Source organism: Roseofilum sp. SBFL, from assembly GCF_017746885.1.
In the GTDB taxonomy this organism is placed as follows: domain Bacteria; phylum Cyanobacteriota; class Cyanobacteriia; order Cyanobacteriales; family Desertifilaceae; genus Roseofilum.
Window position 1 is genome coordinate 1 of sequence record NZ_JAGHZH010000058.1, and the last position, 17,341, is coordinate 17,341.

Sequence of the window (17,341 nt, forward strand, 5' to 3'; positions counted from 1 at the left end):
TAGCGATTTTTTGGGCAAGTAACCCTCTAACCTGATGCTATAGTTATGCGATCGCGACCATTGAGTTGAGGTTTTCAGCAAAATACTACCGAAAAAGGTCGCTATAGCGACCTTTGAACTACCTTGTCACCCCTTGAGGCCTGATCGATATTCCTGGGACGGGCAGCTTTTTGGATGCTACCGGAGACCGGATTTATGACTCTTGGCCGACGACACAGCCGATCGCCTCGGGCGGTTCTGATTGGGAAGCGATCGGTGTTATTCACGCGATATAGGGGTTCGTCGTAGGTAATAGGCACTCTAACAGTAGAGTGCCTCCCCCTTGACAGAGACTTAACTGATAACGATTGCCATTACCTGCACGAAGGACTATTTGAATAGTCCGCTGCCGAGTTGTTTAATGGCGGCTCCCGCTACTTCTGCATAGCTGAGTTGTCCACAGAGGATTTTACTCATGATTCTACTAGCGGCTGGTTGTTTAACGCCTACCCGATAACTGACTTTGGGGAATTTATAAAATACACCACTAATACGAGCAGCCCATTTCATGTCTGCGCCCCATTGTTCGGAAAGGGTTTGGGTATAGGTTTCTAGGGCGTTACCATTGCCACCGATCGCCTGATCGATCGCCTCTGCTGCTTGGACTCCGCTAAAAATGGAGGGACGGATGCCTTCTCCAGAGAGGGGATCGACAATTTGGGCGGCTTCTCCAGCCACGAGGGCGTTTTGAGTGTGCAAGGGGCGATCGCCATCCCACAAGCGCACAGAATGCTCGTGATATTGAACCGTTCCCCCTTGGGCAATGCCACTCGATTGGGTATAGCTCTCTAGAGTCTCTTGGAGCTTTTTAGCATCTCCTCCCTGGAACGCAGTGGCGCTGATTGCATAGCCATCGTTTTGGGGGAAGTTCCAAATAAATCCATTTTTGAGGCTGCCAAAATCAAAGTGTAGGGGAGGGGTTTCCTCAAGGGTTAGCCCAGAGATGTGTAAAATGCCTGCCCGTTTTTCTTTACCCTGTTTGACTTTAAGCCATTTAGCCATCGGTCCTTTGGCTCCATCAGCAGCGATCAGATAGCGGCCTTCGATCGCTCCTTTGGCAGTTTTTAGCTCCCAGCGATCGCTTTTCCACTCAATTCCCGTTACTGGGGTGTCATCCTTAAGAACTGCTCCTTGATTTTGAGCCTGTTTGACCAGAAACTCATCGAAGCTATCCCGGCGCACGATGAACATCTGTTTTTCTTGTAGCTTGACGTTCACCGGATCGTCGAGTTGCCAGGTGTAGCGTAGTTGGTTCACCTTCAAGCTAATGACAGGGTCGAGATCAAAGTCAAAATATTCGGCGATCGCTGGAGACACTCCCCCACCACAGGGTTTATACCGAGGAAGAGCTGCTTGTTCTACGATCGCCACAGAACGGCCCCGTTTGGCTAAATGATAAGCCGCTGTTGCCCCAGCCGGCCCTGCTCCAACAATCATGCAATCAAACATAGGATAACTTTCTTCCAGATTTTGACAACTGTACAATAACACTCATTAACCAGTTTTTCGGGTTGTATTCCGGCAAGTTCTGCTGGAGTTTTTTCGCCCTTTTCTCAACATTTTCCTTGATTTTTCAGATTTTTTTATTTCCCTCAACAAATAAGTAGTATCACTGAACTCAAAATCAACAATCAGAGATTAATATAAGAACAAACGACGACTTCATCAAAATTTCATAAAGGCTATCGTAGTCTTACGGAATATCAAAGGAGAAAAGGATTATGACTTGGGATGTTTGCCTTGAATATGCCAATGGAAATCAAACCCTACTCAAAACCTATCGCCATCGGGAAACAGCACTCAAGCTTATTGATTTGATCTATTCGACCTATGGCTATCCCATGCATGTTGCTTATATTGTGCGTCCAAGCCAAGCCAAGTCAGCGTTGAACTTAGTTGTTCCCGCTTAACCGGGTAGGCAAGCGGGGGAAAAGAGACCGCAATCTTAGACTTTGGTAATATCTTTCTCTTTGTCAGCCAACAGATCGTCAATTTTCTTAATATATTTGTCTGTTAGCTTTTGAATCTCATCTTGTAAATTCCGAGATTCATCCTCAGTAATGTCACCATTTTTCTCTTTCTTGCGAGTATCATCAATTCCTTGACGACGATTATTGCGCACAGAAACTCGGCCTTCTTCTGCTAACTTGGCCACTTGTTTGACCAACTCTTTACGGCGTTCTTCAGTTAATTGAGGAATATTCAATCGCACGCATTGACCATCATTATTAGGGGTTAATCCTAGATCCGATAGAGAAATCGCTTTTTCAATCACATTTAACGATCCTTTATCGTAGGGTTGAATCATAAGGGTACTCGAATCCGGGGTACTAATATTCGCCAGAGATTTTAGAGGAGTCGGCGTACCATAATATTCAACCATCACTCGGTCTAGAAGCGAACTATTAGCCCGTCCAGTCCGAATGGTATTAAAAGAATGGCGAGTAGACTCAACGGCCTTCTGCATTAACTCTTCAATATCACTTAATTGCACAGGAACCTCCTACAACTGTTCCAACTGACTCTCCCATGACGGCGCGACGAATATTGCCTTTCACCGACAGGTCAAAGACCAAAATGGGAATATCATTATCTTTACACAAAGCGATCGCCGTACTATCCATCACTTGCAATTCGTGAGCCAAAACATGCTGATAAGTTAAGCTCTCATAGCGTTTAGCTTCTGGATTAGTTTTGGGGTCGCTATCATAGACACCATCGACCTTCGTCGCCTTAAAAATCACCTCGGCATTAATTTCGGCTGCCCTTAAAGCAGCCGTAGTATCGGTGGTAAAGAACGGATTGCCCGAACCTGCACCAAAAATGACCACCCGTCCCTTTTCTAAATGACGCATGGCTCGACGACGGATATAGGGTTCTGCCACTTCCTGCATGGCGATCGCCGTTTGAACCCGAGTCGGGACATCCATTTGTTCTAGGGCATCTTGTAAGGTCATGGCATTCATCACCGTGGCAATCATACCAATATAGTCGGCTGTTGCCCGCTCCATCCCAGCGGCTGCCCCTTTCACACCCCGAAAAATATTTCCTCCACCAACGACAATGGCGATTTGTATGCCACTCGATACAACTTCTGCCACTTGTTCGGCAATATTATGCACGATCGCGGGATCAATGCCATAGGCCAGGCTTCCCATTAAGGCCTCACCACTAAGTTTGAGTAATATGCGCTGATAACCTGTCCCCATGCCTAGACTCTGTAATCTCCAGATCGATGATTGAATACAAATTGCTCTCACCTAAGATAGCAGATGTTGACAATCTTCCCGAAGAGTTTTTTCAGGGTCTAGAATTTGGCTCAGGAGCGCCATTGAATGGGAGTACCAACTAAGGATTCGGGAATGGAATAGGTTACCGGTTCTCCTTGTAACACTTGGGCGATCGCCCCACGGATATCTTCAATCCACTGCTTTACTGCGCTCTGCTCTTGAGTCATCCCCCGGCGATAACATAATTTCCCCTCATGATTGAGCAGAAACATTTCTGGAGTCTGGGTTGCCCCAAAACTTTTGGCCACATCTTGAGTCACATCCCGTAGATAGGGAAAATTAAGCTGATGGTCTTGAGCAAAGACTTTCATTTGCTCAAAATTTTCCCCTGAATTCTTGGAACCCTGATTGGCATTCATCCCCACCAAGGTCATCCCTTGAGATTCTCTTTCTTGCTGAAGTTGCTTCAAAGCCTCAAGAAGCTCGATAACATACGGGCATTGGTTACCCATAAATAGTACGCCAATCACCTGATATTTTTCCATATAGCGAGCCAGATGATGCACCCGATCATCCACACCTGGTACTTCAAAATCTGGCGCATAGCTACCGATGGGAGTTCCCATGTCTTCCATGACCACCATGCTCAAAACCTGTATAAATAACTATTCAAACAAGTTAACAAGAAACCGTATCCTCTGTAAACCAGATAGTCGTGAGACTAAATGGAGGATCTCCAATATAGACTTACTTGGAAAATTATGATATGGTATGCTATTTAAAAATAATCTAGATTAAGGTAAAGATCTATGTTAGCGGTAAACAAACAAATTGTCACCGACGAGGCAATGCGCCCGGTTGCCGTGTTAATCGATTATCAAGACTGGCAAAAAATTGAGAAGCTATTAGAGAATGCTGAATGGTCGGGCAAAGAAGATTTCGATATAGCCAAATATGCTGGTGCAATTCAATTGGGAAAAGACCCTTTAGAATACCAGAAGGAAATCAGGGGCGAATGGTAGTGGTAGAACTGTTAATTTTGTTAGATACTAATGTAGTATTGTATTACTTAGGCAATCGTTTAAGAGACCCCTTACCTATGGGAAAATATTTGGTGTCTGTAATTACGGAGATCGAACTTCTATCTTATCCAACAATCAGTAAAAGTGAAGAACTTATCGTTAGAGATTTTTTAGATAAAATCACAGTAGTTGGACTCACAAATAATATTAAAGAATTAGGAATTTCATTCCGAAAAAAACACAGGTTAAAGCTGCCCGATGCTATAGTTGCGGCAACGGCAAAGAGCCTAAATGCAAATTTGTTGACAAACGATCTGAAACTGAGGAGTCTGACAGAGATTCATAGTGAGTCAGTATCGATGTCTTGATGAGAGTATCTTTTAGTCATAAACGAGGCGATCGTCTTCAGAAACGGGGAATTGATGCCGCTCAACTGATGTAATATCCTGGGTTCTCCAATGAACGAAAGAAGCCCAATCTAACTATTACAGTGAGTTGGGCTTAAAATATTGCCAAATAAGAAGCGATCGCTATTTGCAGTTATTCAGCTTGGTCATAGCATCTCTATGCTTCATTTTCCTGGTTTTTCTTCGCTATAGCATTTTTCACTTTTTGTTGTACTCTCTCTTTTTCTTCTGGACTTAATTCCTCAAGATCGCGAGTCACATTAACTCTTGCTGCTTTAATAGCTTCGATGGACTTAAGCAAATCGTCAAGTTCAACCTTGTCTCTTTCATGACGTGCTACTCTCATCGCTGCATCAATAACAGCATTCTTGATGTCTCGACCGCAAACATCTTCAATTTTAGCCAGTTTTTCCAGAGAAGTATCTTTGTCAAACGCTATAGGCAGTTCTTCGACAAGATGTCTTGTCCAAATCTCGCGGCGACAAATTTCATCTGGCATCGGGAAATTGATGTTCCTCACCCGCGTCTCAAATGCTTTGTCATAGTTTTCTACAAGATTTGTGGAAAACAGAACCACCCCGCGAAATTGCTCTAAGCAAATGAGCAACTGACTACGCATCGAATTGATTGCTTGTTCTGACCCTTGAGTGACGTTAGTCAGTCGCTTGGAAAGCAAGGAGTCAGCCTCATCGATGAATAACAAAGCATTTTGTTGTTCTGCTGCTAGAAAAATTGCCTCAACGTTTTTTGGCCCTTCCCCATGATACATGCTTTCAATTTGAGCATAGCTGGCAACTAAAATCTGGCGGTTAATTTTAGAAGATATAGCGTGTGCAGCTAAAGTTTTACCCGTTCCCGGTTTGCCGTGAAAATTAAGTGCCGTGCGGGGAAAAGGTTCTATTTTCCTTAAGCCCCAGTTATCGAACACTTTGGACTCTAAGCGAATTAAGTCAACAGCTAAGAGTAGGTCTTCTTCCACTTTTTGAGGGATGACTAACTGCTCGAAAGTAAATAAGGGTTGTTGAGCTTCATACCTTTTGGCACGCTCTTCTGGTGATCAATCAGGATCGCGTTGTTTTTGGGTCGCTTCCTCTTGTTCATTTTGGGAATTGTTTTTTTGAGAGGTACTCAAAAATCCTGAATCTGTGCCGATAGCTATCTGAATATTGTCCAGATCTGTTTGATCGATTAGTTTATTGACAGCACTCAAAAGCCTGGAACGACAAACAGCAGCTATAGATTCGGGCACAGTATCAGGAATGCCTTCGATGGAAAGATCGCGAGATACATTCATTGTTTAAATCTATAAGCGTTTTGCGATTCTAATTGTAGATAGGCATCCGACCACCACTGTGAAGATCTTGTGTTTTCGAGTCAAGTCTGTCATACCTAATCATCCTACTTTTGACAACATGACCTGTATTCTTGTTGAAAACACCTTGTACAAGAACATTTTCACCAGAATCAAGCTTTTCTTTGAAACTAGCCGCTACATTCTGCTCCTGGGTCGCTACAGATGCAACTTCATCTTTCTGAAACCAATTGATAAGGGCTGAGAAAGTTAGGTAACTGATATAAACAACGGTGGCAGCAGCAGCAACAACAGCTCCCGCTCCTACAGCAGTTACTGTTGCCGCACTTGCTGCGTGAATACCTAGATGACTTATAATCCATTTACCGATTAAGAAAGTTGTGATTGGCTCTACCATTTTCTGATTACTCCACAATGATTAAATCTTTCGTACCAAAAGTATCCTCAAGTTCTCGATCCAGCGTTTTGACCACTAGCTTACGACCATACGGTTTTCCATCAGAACAATAAAGAATCTGATTGCTGCTATCCAAAAACATCTGTGCCAAGAATTGACCTTGGGGATGAGGTTGACGCAAAATAGCCCCCTTTTCTATTCTTGAATCGGATGGTCGATCGGTAATAAAATACTGAATTGCATCTTCATATGTCAGAAGTGGTATGACTTCTTGTGTTTTGCGTAAGTCTTGTAACCACTCGCTTAATTGGGAAAGGATCGCTTCGGCACTAGACTTCTGAGACTTTCGCTTTGCTTCATTGGGAGTTATATTGTGATCTCCCGATGAAGTGTCTTTAAAAAACCAGTTCAAAACCATTACATCATTCCTCTGGAGGATCTCGTAAGTGACGAGTTTTTATTAAACTTGCCTCATAACTATGATCTTGTCATCTGATTTTTCTAGCGACAACCAGAGTTAAGAGGGTTTTGAGGGGAATTGGAAAAAACTTTTTTTATCCTCTTTCAGGGCAAAAAGGAGGATTTTGTGGTAAAAAGGGAAAATCCTGTGTTAATGTAGTATAGTTTACAAAAATATAGCCCGCTCTCATAAGATGGATATTCAAGAAGTCTTACAATTGACGGATGCCCTGGTATTTGCCAAAACGGGACAGCATCTTTACTCTTTGCAAAAAGCTATCTTGGAAGGCACTTGGAATGGAAAAAAGTACCCAGAAATTGCCGAAGCCTGCAATCGGGATTACGATCATGTGAGGAAGGTAGCTGGGGAATTGTGGAAGTTAATATCTGAGGAATTGGGAGAAAAAATTGGGCAATCAAACTTTCGTGCTGCAATGGAGCGATACCAAATTTCTAATATTTTCAATTATGGTAAGTTCATACAAAGTCATTGGTCCAACATAATATCCGTCTGTGGGGAGGGTTTACATTCTACGGAAGTGACAAAAAACCGAACTACGGCGAACCCAGACAGCGTTAGCCCCAAAAAACTCTACAATTTAATAGACGCTCCTAAGTACGATCGCCTCAAAAACCGCACCGCAGAACTCACGACTCTTAAACAATGGATACTCGAAGACCATACCCCAATTGCGATCGTCACGGGGTTACCAGGTATCGGCAAAACCGCTCTAGCATTGGAACTCGTCGAACAAACTAAAGAGACATTCGATCGCATCCTCTGGCGCAGTCACGGTCAATTTCTCAGCCTCTCATCCCTACAAACCAATATAATTGAGTTCTTCTCTGAAGGCCAAACCCCCACAGAACGACCTCTCCTAGATTATCTGCGATCGCATCCCAGCCTGATCGTCCTTGATGATATGGAAGAAGTGTTTATCCCTGGAGAACTCGCGGGGACTTACCGCTCGGAGTACGAAAACTACGGCAAATTCCTCAAACAACTCGCAACTTTTCCCCATCAAAGTTGCCTCCTACTCCTGAGCCAAGAAAAACCGATAGACTTTGCCGCTCTAGAAGTGGAGAACTGTCGCAGCTTACAGCTCAAGGGTTTAGGTGCGTCGGCAGAGGAAATATTGCAGTCTAGGGAGTTGAACGATCGCGATCGCTGGTTGGAACTGATCGAACGCTACAGTGGCAACCCCTCCTGGTTAAAGCTCGTTGCCGCCACCCTAGTGGAATTATTTAACGGTAATGTCGCTAAACTCTTATCTTGCCCAACCGTATTTTTAGGAGATTTAGAACCGATTTTGCGATCGCATTATCAACGACTGTCCGACTCAGAACAATTAACTCTCTCTTGGTTGGCAGCTCAAGACGAGGCTGTAGAGATGACCAAAAAGCCAGAAGAGCTTCCCTTCTCGCAGCAAGACTTTTGGCAGGCTCTCAAATCTCTGCAAAGACGGTGTGCGATCGAAAAAGCAACAGGCGATCGCAATCATACTTCTAGCTTCACCCTTGAGCCAGTCATCAAGGAATATGTCAAAAATCAATACTGATGATCGGGGATGGCTATAGTGCGAGAGTTTATACCATTTCCCTTTAAGCCTGCCATTAATCGCAGTTTCATAAAGAAATGGTATGACCCGATCGCTCCTTTCATATTTTCACACTTGCAGCAGTAATAACTCATGGTGCTGTGAGCAATATGACTATATTAATTAGAACATCAGATAGGATCATTGAATGGATCTTGTAACTGCATCTCATGGCACATATCGAGGTAGCTAATCTTGCAAAAACTCAGATAACTTAGATGAAATCGTTTGAGCAATTTCTGTAGCAGCTAATCTATTTCCCGCAATATTCCAATGGCTATCATTGGGTCGATATAGGCGAGTTGTTTCGGATGCCTGTTGGAAAGGTTCTAACAAGTCTAGAGAATTAATGTTCAGGGATGATAGTCTTTCGTCAAGCAACCGATTTGGCAAGGAAAAATCCAGTTCTTCTGGCTGCATATTCATCCCCATAACAACTTGATTTTGTAACTCCATATTCACTTGAACTTCATCCGGAATTATGACCACTAAAAGTTCTATATTTCGCTGTTTGGCTATCTCATTAATTCGATCAATAAATTCCATCGCGTAGTCAAATGTTTGACTAAATTTAGGGTTGTCTTTGATAAAAATTTGACTGCGTCGCATCTCCATTCCCAGATAATTCTCATCACTGAAAACTTTCATGTTATCGTCATAAACTATATTTTCCGGGAGTTCCCACTCTCCTTCATAACTTTTTTGGATCTCCCAGATGAATTTAAAAAATGAGACGACATAGGAATACGTGTAGAGGGGTTGAGATAGATTTTGATCTTGGCTATCTAAGAAATCATTGCCCATAAAAAAGGACACAATAATCATATCAGGATTGTAATTTAATCCCTCATTCACCAATACCGCTAGATAATCTTTAGGATTGAGGTTGGGAATGCCAAAATTATAAAGTTCTACCGATTGATTTTGTGCTTGCAGTTGCTCTTCAACTAGCGTATAATAGTTTTCCTCATAGGGGACAACACCAAAAGCAAAAGAGTCTCCTATCCCGACAATTCTGTATATACCTTCTGCTTTTTGTTCCTCAAATTCCAAATCTTTATAACCTTGGGAATTCAAGGTGAAATCATAGTGTTTAGAAAAAGGTTTTCCACGAAAGCGACCATAAGATTTGTCATAAAATATAAAACTAGGATTGATATGATTATAAACTCGAAATCCAATCTCAGTAAAGATAAAAGAAATGACCGTGATAATCAAGAATTGTTTCAAAAACTGCTGAAAGGTCTTGAGGTGGGGCATAGTAGTATAAAAGAACCTAAAATTACATAAAACTAAGACTCAGTTTACCCTATTGTCTTCTGAGTATGGTATTGGGGTGCTTCATCAATAATTCCCAGACCTTTATTTAGGATAAAAAGTGGGCTTAATATCACATTTTTCATTTTTTGTCAAGCAAAATTCTGTCGAGAAGAGTTTCTCTGCGTGATGCATATCACAATAACTCTGGAGTCCTCTCACAGAAGCAAGTTTTTTTTTCGATTACTTTGGTTTTATATATTCGGATCTGGCGAGAAAGTCAAACAATTTAAGGTTTACAAGTCTGAATCGCCAGTGGCCAAGATTCCAGCTCTTTTGATTAAAATCTCAGTTTTAATACGATCATGTTTCAACCTACTACCATATCTTCTGGTTTCAATATCGCCGAACTGGTGTTTCAGGTTTGCCATACAGGGGAATTAACCTCTGACAATCGCAAACAACTGCAATCCGTATTGCTACAACACTCGATTAGTGAAGAGGAACGCTCGGCAATCGATCGCTTAATCTATGCTACTCGTCGTGGATGGCTGAGGATTGCTAACTAGAGCGGTCTGAATTTGGGGTATGATCCAAGCAAATAACTGGCGCTCATCACATTCCCCACTGCCATGAACATTCGGATCGGTAATGGTTACGATATCCATCAACTTGGCCCAAACCGCCCCTTGATTTTAGCAGGGGTAAACATTCCTCATGAACTTGGGTTAGTCGGCCATAGTGATGCCGATGTACTGACTCATGCCATTATGGATGCCATGCTCGGAGCTTTAAGCTTAGGAGATATTGGCCATTATTTTCCCCCCAGCGACCCCCAATGGAAAGGCGCGGATAGCCTCATATTACTGGGTCAGGTTAATGGCTTACTACTTGAGCGAGGTTGGCGCGTGGTGAATATTGATTCTGTAGTGGTGGCCGAGCGCCCGAAATTGAAACCTCATTTATCGGAAATGAGCGATCGCCTCTCCAACATCTTAAACCTACCACGCGATCGAATTAGCATTAAAGCCACCACCAACGAGAAACTCGGCCCAGTTGGTCGCGAAGAAGGGATAGCCGCCTATGCGGTTACCCTTCTGGAAAAGATATAACCATTAGCAAACTAACGCTTACGCGCTCTTAAGCGAGTTCCTAAACCCAACAATCCTACACCCACTAAATCCAGAATGGCAGAAGGTTCGGGAACATCCGAAGGCTGTTCAGATGGTGGGAGTGGAGCAAAGACATCATTGAGACCCGCCACATAAGTAATATCAGCATCAAGTTTAGTATTGATATCGAAACCACTACCTCCAGCATGGGTGAAAGCGGTATAGCTACCTCCAAGAAATCCTTGACCATCACTCCCACTCACTAAATCATTGGGAGCAAGGTTGCGAATACGAATGGCATCAATGGTATCTCCTGCGCCTAACCCAAAGGAACTTAAATCAAATACGGTGGCGAAGACTTGATACGTTGCAGAGAAGTGGTCACTAAACTGGTAGAGATATTCGCTAAAATCCGTTTCTCCAGCTTTACGAACAGAAACCGCAAAGGCTTCTGGCGCTCCAACACCACCATTTTCATAGACGACTAGGTCGTTGCCATCTTCATTGGCTAGGAGATTTCCCCCCCAATCTAACTCAATAATACCAACATTTCCGTCTTGTCCTAAATCGACAAAAGTTCCAGGTTCTTTTCCGAGAATTGCCCCCACCGTTTGACTGCTGCCTAAAAGTCCATTCAAGCTTGTGCCAAAAGAGTTCAGACTTCCAGATACTATCGACCCTCCAGTTACCGCATGGCTTTCATTCCAGGTCAAACTAGTCGATGAACCATCCCATTTCTGGCCACTTAAGGTGGCAGCATGGGATGGTTCAGAACCAATGGCAGTCAATACTGTAAGCATCAGACTCAAACTCAGGGAAGATCCTAATCCAATGGACAGATGACGTTGATTCATGATGATTCCGTGAAACTTCTGGCTAAGGAACATAGCTTTATATAAAGCTAGAGGTATCTACCCTATTATTCCGTACTTTTCCTGATATTAATCACCTTATTATGATGTGTTCGTGAATTTTCTGTTGATCCCTTAACCCATTAAGCAAGCTTGTCTCATCTCACGAGATTCCTGTTTTACACATCCTTCCATGGTTGCCCGTTACTCTGGCAGTTTTCCGGATCGAGATCCAGTGTTTTCCCGGATTTTTTATTTTTTCTTAAGAGTTTTTAAGGATATAGCGCTTTGCGCTAGGGAATAGGGAATAGGGAATAGGGAATAGGCTTTTGGTACATAGCTTTGAGGATTCAACACTGTCCCTCATAACAGCGCAAAGCGCTGTAAATACTGAGTTTAGGGGTCTAAGGGGGTTGAACTGTCATGCCACTTGCCTAAGATCTGGCTTGATAAACGATTTAAGAAGATAAAAATTAGAATTCCCAAGATACCGATCAGTAATAATGCAGCAAACATACGAGGAATTTGTAGGTTATAACTGGCTAAGAGGATTTGATAGGCTAATCCTGAATTCATGCCACCTGTACCGGCAACGATTTCGGCAACTACAGCGCCAATTAAGGCTAATCCACCACTAATGCGTAATCCAGCAAAAAAATAGGGTAACGCACTGGGTAGTCTGAGATACAATAGGGTTTGCCATCGGGATGCTTGATAAAGTTTGAAGAGGTCTTTAAGGTTAGGATCGAGGCTATTGAGACCAAAGGTAGTGTTAGAAACGATGGGAAAAAAGGCGATAATCCAAGCGCAGATGACTAGGGCAGCAAAGGTGTTATTACGCATCCAAATGACGATCAGGGGAGCGATCGCCGCCATGGGAATCGTTTGCAGTATAATTGCGTAGGGATACAAGCTTTTTTCAATCCACTTACTCTGTGCCATAATCATTGCTAGGAATAGTCCAGAAACCATCGCCACGAGAAAAGCAACAATCGTAATTTTTAAGGTAACGAGCATCGCAGGCAAGAGGATCGATCGATCTTGAATTAAGGTTTTGAGAATCAGAATTGGGCCCGGTAGAATGTAGCTCGGGGTATGGGTTAGGGATACAGAGATTTCCCAAACCGAGAGTAGCAGTATTCCGAGAACAAGAGGAGCTAGGGTTTCTAGGGAAAACAAACGGCGCAATTCTGGCATAATCTAATGAGGTGTGATGGCTTCAGATAGGGCGGTAGCGACTTGTTGGTAATACTCAGTATAGGCGATCGCTCCCCGAAAACTCGAACCGCGGGGATAGGGTTCGTGAATCGGAATTTCGGCAATGATGCGTCCGGGAGCTGTTCCCATCACCACCACTCGATGGGATAAATAAACTGCTTCATAGATATTATGAGTGACAAACACAATTGTCCAGCGTTTTTGGCTCCACAAATTTAATAGTTCATCATTTAATTGAGTGCGGGTAATATCATCTAAGGCTCCAAACGGTTCATCCATTAATAATACTTGGGGATTATTCACCAGCGCTCTAGCTATAGAAACCCGCATTTTCATCCCTCCAGACAGTTGCCGGGGATAGGATTGAGAAACTTGATTTAACTGCACCAATTCCAGAGCTTCTTGAATCTTCTCCTGGGCTTTTTTCTGGGGCACACCGCCCAATTTTAGGGGTAAGAAGACATTCTGCCACACGGTTGCCCAAGGCATTAATGCTGCGTCTTGAAACACAAATGCGAGTTGGTTATTCTGTGGAGGCTTCTGCCAGTACAAAGTGCCGGAACTCAGGGAAGTTAAGCCAGAAATGAGGCGCAGCAGGGTACTCTTACCACATCCTGACGGTCCGACGAGGCTGAGAATCTCTGAGGGGTAGAGGTTTAGGTTGAGATCGGCGATCGCCAGATTCTGGTTATCAAAACGCTTGCTAACCTTCTCTAGAGTAGCGATCGGTTTTTTAGTCTCCATAAATCTATCATTATTTAGAACGATTTTAGATAATAGTCAACTCCCTTATTCACAAATTTAAGGGTATATGCTTGATGATAATCTACCCTTAAATCGACCATACCTAAATAAACTGTTGATTGAAAAAAAGCGTTCCATCGCTTATCAGTCATTGCGCCAATGCCCAACGTTTTCGATTCTCCAGAAATAATGATATCATACTCTTTGAGCTTCCTAAAACTATAATCGAGGAAATCATCCGTCATTTCTGGATTCTCTCGTTTAATCAACCGATTTCCTGGTTTTGGATCGTCCAAATAACTATACCAGCCCCGAATCGACGCATCAACAAATCGGTGAACTAAATCTGGATTATCATTGACTAAATTGTGAGTCGTCGTAATTGTAAAAGAATAGGGATTATAACCCGCATCTGCTAACAGATGCACAATCGGCTTAAACCCTCCTTTTTGTTCAATCGTGTAGGGTTCAGAAGTTAAAATCCCCTGTTGTGCCGACGTTTCATCGACCAAAAACGGAGTGACATTAGAATTATAGGGACGAATTTGATTATCGGAAAATCCATAGTTTTGTTTGAGAACTGGCCAATAGGTAAACCGCGCCCCAGATGAAATAAAAATGGGTTTTCCTGTTAAGTCAGCTAGGGATTCATTGCCGACTCCTGGATGGGTTAACAGCACTTGAATATTTTTCTGAAACATTGAGGCAACGGTAACCAAGGGAATGTTCTGTTCTATGGCTTTGAAAATATTGAGAGAATTTCCCATGTTGAACTCTAGCGCGCCTCCAAGGATGAGCTGGGTGCTATTGGTTTGGGGATTAACGGGGCGGATGGTTACATCTAAGCCATGCTTTTGATAAATTCCCGTGGCAAGCGCTTGATAAAATCCCCCATATTCGGCTTCGGCTTTCCAACTGAGGGCAAATTTTATCGAGTCTAACGAATTGATTTTTTGGGTACGAGGGGAGTTAACCGAGAGTAAACCACCGCCTAATCCAAAAGAACTGAGGTGTAGAAACTGGCGACGGGAGATAGGGGGGATTTGAGTCATATAGCAAACCTCAATGATGGGTACAAATTTTTCTGGTTTTTATTTAGCCTCAATACTTACTCAAGTTGCCCTATGCTAAATTTTGTCGTTCGGAATATTGGGATTAAAAGCCAGATCGAAACTCGATCTAGCGGCTGTTTATCATCTATTGATTTACAGTTTTCTGGGTGGTTTCCCCAGAAATTTAAGGGTTACATCGAAAAGCGCTGTTATGGCATATCACGTCCATAACAGCCCAAGATATTCTATCTTGGCGCTTGCTTCATCAGGTCTTGTACTTGTTCGGCATGGTAGGAACTGCGGGTGAGGGGAGAAGAGACAACTTGCAGAAAGCCTAATGAGTCTCCGAAGACACGCCAAGCTTCAAATTCTTCGGGAGTTACAAAGCGGTTTAGAGGATAATGTTTGGGAGTCGGTTGCAGATATTGACCGATGGTGAGGATATCACAATCTACCTCGCGTAATTCGGTCATCACTTGGCGGACTTCTTCATCAGTTTCTCCTAATCCCACCATGATCCCTGATTTAGTGTAGATTGTAGGGGATAATTGTCGCGATCGCCTTAAGACCTCTAGAGAACGCTGATACTCTCCTTGGGGGCGCACTCGCCGATACAACCGGGGAACCGTTTCTGTATTATGGTTGAGAACTTCGGGTTGGCCGCTTAAAATTGTCTCTAGAGCCTGCCAATTGCCACAGAGATCCGGAATTAATACTTCAATCGTGGTTTGGGGCATCAAGGTACGGACAGCCTCAATACAACGGACAAATTGACTGGCTCCTCCATCAGGTAAGTCATCCCGATTGACGGAAGTAATCACTACATGGTTGAGTCCCATCCGTTGCACCGCTTCCCCTAACCGTTGTGGTTCAGTGGGATCGAGAGGTTGGGGCTTTTTCTCAAAATCAATATCACAATAGGGACAAGCTCTCGTACAAGCGGGCCCCATAATTAGAAAAGTTGCTGTACCCGCGTTGAAACATTCACCGATATTGGGACAAGATGCTTCTTCACAAACTGTATTTAAGCCTAAATCACGGAGGGTCGTTTTCACGTCACCCACTCGCTGCCATTGGGGAGCTTTAACCCTGAGCCAATCTGGTTTAACCGTCACCGTACTCTGTTATCCTGTGTTGAGTTACTGTACTTTATCCTAACAAGATTTAGCAATTTTCACCTCAATGGGGCGATCGCATGTTATCATCGAGCAAGTTATATGGTTTACCGGGATGTAGCGCAGCTTGGTAGCGCACCTCGTTCGGGACGAGGGAGCCGCAGGTTCAAATCCTGTCATCCCGATTTATAGAATAGCCTTTGGTTTCCAGTATTTGAACCCGTAGCCCCCTCTTCCCAAAGGAGGCGCTACACCTAATTTGCACACAAAATCATCCTACACCACTCCAAAGCAGTGCAGGGTAAATAGGTCGTACAAATAGAGGAAATCTATCCATAAAAGCATCACCATAGATTTCCGCTAATAAATCAATCACATGACCATCACATAAGAATTCTCTATGGATAAAGGGAGAATCATAAGGTGTGACGCAAAAGTATATACTATGGAGGTCACCCCAAGTTGTAGTGACGACCAAAATATATATTTTTTGTCACCCTATAACCGGACAGAAAGTTACCCCAATTAGCGGGCTAACGCCAGAACAGAAAGAAACTCTTCGGCGTATTGATGCAACACTAGAGTGGAACCTGAACGGCAAGACTCTTCTGGGAAGCTCACAAAAAAAAAGACCGCTCTGTGGGGGGCTTTAGCTTAACGGCTCATTTACGACGTAATTCTAGAAGTAGGAGGGTCTCCTAGTTTTTGCCTAATAGCTGCGTCGACAATGAACAAATCGTTCTCACTATAGGAAACAACCATCCTAGTCGCCCCATCAACATACTGCTCTCGTTTAAGTAGGCGGTGTCTATAGTAATACAATTTCTCTTGGAGTTTGCAACTATTGAAACCGCTAAAAATTTTTGCTAAACTGTTTTATCAGCAACGAGTAAAACCCGGTTTTGCCTATTGCCTCTCCCTAGCTTACAGCCTTCACTTCTGACCATTCCCTATTACCAGCGCAAAGCGCTATAGCTTCAGTTGAGCCAAAACAAGCGTATTTTAATGTGTACCCTAATGGCCCTAGCCTGTAGCGGCTTTGGTTTTGCTGTGGGTGGAAACTTGCAATTTCAATCTAAAATGCAAGCTTGCCAAGACTATTCTTGGGTATTTAGCAAAGTGTGTCAACTTTGGGCAGGGCCAAATGCTTGGTTGCAAGGCAGTACTACAGGTGCGTGGGTAGGCATGGTTTTAGGTAGCTTTGTCGCTGGTTTAGCAACTTCTAGAGAGCATCAAGAAGACTATCAACAATTAACAGCAGAAGAAGAAGCAGAACTCAAGCGTGTCTTATGCTCTCTAGAGACAGCAATGACTGGAGTCTATCCGTTCAGCAGCAGAGAGCGGCTGATTCTTGCTTTAGGAATGCAATTGAGCCAAGGTGAATCCAAGGAAGGGCTGAAGCTACACACTGTTAAGCAACTGATATCGAGTTTAGAAGAAAGTAATCTCAATTCTGGGAAAGGGCTGATTTCAGGAGAGGATAACGACAAGCTAATCTGAGATTATGTATATTATCCAAGCACTTTCC

Annotated in this window: 21 protein-coding genes and 1 tRNA gene; 8 read left to right on the forward strand and 14 right to left on the reverse strand. The window is 43.3% G+C overall.

Features of this window, described 5'->3' with window-relative positions; genetic code table 11:
- Positions 1-369: 369 nt before the first annotated feature.
- Positions 370-1,488 (reverse strand): geranylgeranyl reductase family protein, encoded by a 1,119-nt coding sequence (locus J7545_RS06665; RefSeq protein WP_318698394.1) that lies wholly within the window; start codon positions 1,486-1,488, stop codon positions 370-372.
- A gap of 272 nt (positions 1,489-1,760) precedes the next feature.
- On the opposite strand from J7545_RS06665, the gene J7545_RS06670 reads away from it, so the two are divergent.
- Positions 1,761-1,949, forward strand: coding sequence for a hypothetical protein (locus J7545_RS06670; RefSeq protein ID WP_318698393.1), 189 nt, complete (start codon positions 1,761-1,763; stop codon positions 1,947-1,949).
- 35 nt (positions 1,950-1,984) lie between these two features.
- Here the strand turns inward: J7545_RS06670 and frr are convergent, their stop codons facing one another.
- The 3 genes from frr to J7545_RS06685 form a co-directional block, all read right to left on the reverse strand.
- Complete coding sequence (gene frr / locus J7545_RS06675) at positions 1,985-2,533, reverse strand: ribosome recycling factor (protein WP_318698392.1); 549 nt, start codon at positions 2,531-2,533, stop codon at positions 1,985-1,987.
- Positions 2,520-3,248 (reverse strand): UMP kinase, encoded by a 729-nt coding sequence (pyrH, locus tag J7545_RS06680; RefSeq protein WP_271941792.1) that lies wholly within the window; start codon positions 3,246-3,248, stop codon positions 2,520-2,522. The genes frr and pyrH overlap by 14 nt, the downstream gene beginning before the upstream one ends.
- 110 nt (positions 3,249-3,358) lie before the next feature.
- Positions 3,359-3,913, reverse strand: coding sequence for a redoxin domain-containing protein (locus J7545_RS06685; protein WP_318719324.1), 555 nt, complete (start codon positions 3,911-3,913; stop codon positions 3,359-3,361).
- Positions 3,914-4,078: 165 nt separating this feature from the next.
- Between J7545_RS06685 and J7545_RS06690 the strand changes: the two genes are divergently transcribed.
- Both J7545_RS06690 and J7545_RS06695 read left to right on the forward strand, forming a co-directional pair.
- Entirely contained in the window at positions 4,079-4,291 is a 213-nt protein-coding gene (locus J7545_RS06690) for a hypothetical protein (protein WP_318698390.1), read from the forward strand.
- Positions 4,285-4,659 (forward strand): type II toxin-antitoxin system VapC family toxin, encoded by a 375-nt coding sequence (locus J7545_RS06695; protein ID WP_318698389.1) that lies wholly within the window; start codon positions 4,285-4,287, stop codon positions 4,657-4,659. The genes J7545_RS06690 and J7545_RS06695 overlap by 7 nt, the downstream gene beginning before the upstream one ends.
- Before the next feature lie 196 nt (positions 4,660-4,855).
- On the opposite strand, the gene J7545_RS06700 is transcribed toward J7545_RS06695, so the two are convergent.
- The 4 genes from J7545_RS06700 to J7545_RS06715 form a co-directional block, all read right to left on the reverse strand.
- Positions 4,856-5,677 carry an ATP-binding protein gene (locus tag J7545_RS06700; protein ID WP_318698388.1) on the reverse strand — a complete coding sequence of 274 codons (822 nt, stop codon included), beginning with the start codon at positions 5,675-5,677 and terminating at the stop codon, positions 4,856-4,858.
- Between the two features lie 78 nt (positions 5,678-5,755).
- Positions 5,756-5,992 carry a hypothetical protein gene (locus J7545_RS06705; protein WP_318698387.1) on the reverse strand — a complete coding sequence of 79 codons (237 nt, stop codon included), beginning with the start codon at positions 5,990-5,992 and terminating at the stop codon, positions 5,756-5,758.
- 28 nt (positions 5,993-6,020) lie between these two features.
- Complete coding sequence (locus J7545_RS06710; protein WP_318698386.1) at positions 6,021-6,407, reverse strand: hypothetical protein; 387 nt, start codon at positions 6,405-6,407, stop codon at positions 6,021-6,023.
- Between the two features lie 7 nt (positions 6,408-6,414).
- Positions 6,415-6,825, reverse strand: coding sequence for a hypothetical protein (locus J7545_RS06715; protein ID WP_318698385.1), 411 nt, complete (start codon positions 6,823-6,825; stop codon positions 6,415-6,417).
- Positions 6,826-7,060: 235 nt separating this feature from the next.
- Between J7545_RS06715 and J7545_RS06720 the strand changes: the two genes are divergently transcribed.
- The gene (locus tag J7545_RS06720; RefSeq protein ID WP_318698384.1) at positions 7,061-8,425 is read left to right on the forward strand and encodes an NB-ARC domain-containing protein; all 1,365 of its coding nucleotides are present in this window, start codon (positions 7,061-7,063) and stop codon (positions 8,423-8,425) included.
- Positions 8,426-8,653: 228 nt separating this feature from the next.
- On the opposite strand, the gene J7545_RS06725 is transcribed toward J7545_RS06720, so the two are convergent.
- Complete coding sequence (locus J7545_RS06725; protein ID WP_318698383.1) at positions 8,654-9,724, reverse strand: SGNH/GDSL hydrolase family protein; 1,071 nt, start codon at positions 9,722-9,724, stop codon at positions 8,654-8,656.
- Positions 9,725-10,086: 362 nt separating this feature from the next.
- Between J7545_RS06725 and J7545_RS06730 the strand changes: the two genes are divergently transcribed.
- Both J7545_RS06730 and ispF read left to right on the forward strand, forming a co-directional pair.
- Positions 10,087-10,290, forward strand: coding sequence for a hypothetical protein (locus tag J7545_RS06730; RefSeq protein ID WP_318698382.1), 204 nt, complete (start codon positions 10,087-10,089; stop codon positions 10,288-10,290).
- 63 nt (positions 10,291-10,353) lie between these two features.
- A complete protein-coding gene (gene ispF, locus J7545_RS06735) occupies positions 10,354-10,833 on the forward strand; it encodes a 2-C-methyl-D-erythritol 2,4-cyclodiphosphate synthase (RefSeq protein ID WP_318698381.1) in 480 nt (159 codons plus the stop codon).
- 11 nt (positions 10,834-10,844) lie between these two features.
- On the opposite strand, the gene J7545_RS06740 is transcribed toward ispF, so the two are convergent.
- From J7545_RS06740 to lipA, 5 genes are all read right to left on the reverse strand, one after another.
- The gene (locus J7545_RS06740) at positions 10,845-11,687 is read right to left on the reverse strand and encodes a hypothetical protein (protein WP_318698380.1); all 843 of its coding nucleotides are present in this window, start codon (positions 11,685-11,687) and stop codon (positions 10,845-10,847) included.
- A 393-nt stretch (positions 11,688-12,080) separates the two neighbouring features.
- Positions 12,081-12,881 carry an ABC transporter permease gene (locus J7545_RS06745; RefSeq protein WP_318698379.1) on the reverse strand — a complete coding sequence of 267 codons (801 nt, stop codon included), beginning with the start codon at positions 12,879-12,881 and terminating at the stop codon, positions 12,081-12,083.
- Between the two features lie 3 nt (positions 12,882-12,884).
- A complete protein-coding gene (locus tag J7545_RS06750) occupies positions 12,885-13,646 on the reverse strand; it encodes an ABC transporter ATP-binding protein (RefSeq protein ID WP_318698378.1) in 762 nt (253 codons plus the stop codon).
- A gap of 14 nt (positions 13,647-13,660) precedes the next feature.
- On the reverse strand, positions 13,661-14,698 hold the full coding sequence (locus J7545_RS06755) for an ABC transporter substrate-binding protein (protein WP_318698377.1): 1,038 nt from the start codon (positions 14,696-14,698) through the stop codon (positions 13,661-13,663).
- A gap of 245 nt (positions 14,699-14,943) precedes the next feature.
- The gene (gene lipA / locus J7545_RS06760; protein ID WP_318698376.1) at positions 14,944-15,813 is read right to left on the reverse strand and encodes a lipoyl synthase; all 870 of its coding nucleotides are present in this window, start codon (positions 15,811-15,813) and stop codon (positions 14,944-14,946) included.
- 111 nt (positions 15,814-15,924) lie between these two features.
- Here lipA and J7545_RS06765 point away from each other — a divergent pair.
- Both J7545_RS06765 and J7545_RS06770 read left to right on the forward strand, forming a co-directional pair.
- A tRNA-Pro gene (locus tag J7545_RS06765) sits at positions 15,925-15,998 on the forward strand.
- Between the two features lie 820 nt (positions 15,999-16,818).
- Entirely contained in the window at positions 16,819-17,313 is a 495-nt protein-coding gene (locus tag J7545_RS06770; protein WP_318698375.1) for a hypothetical protein, read from the forward strand.
- Positions 17,314-17,341: the final 28 nt, after the last annotated feature.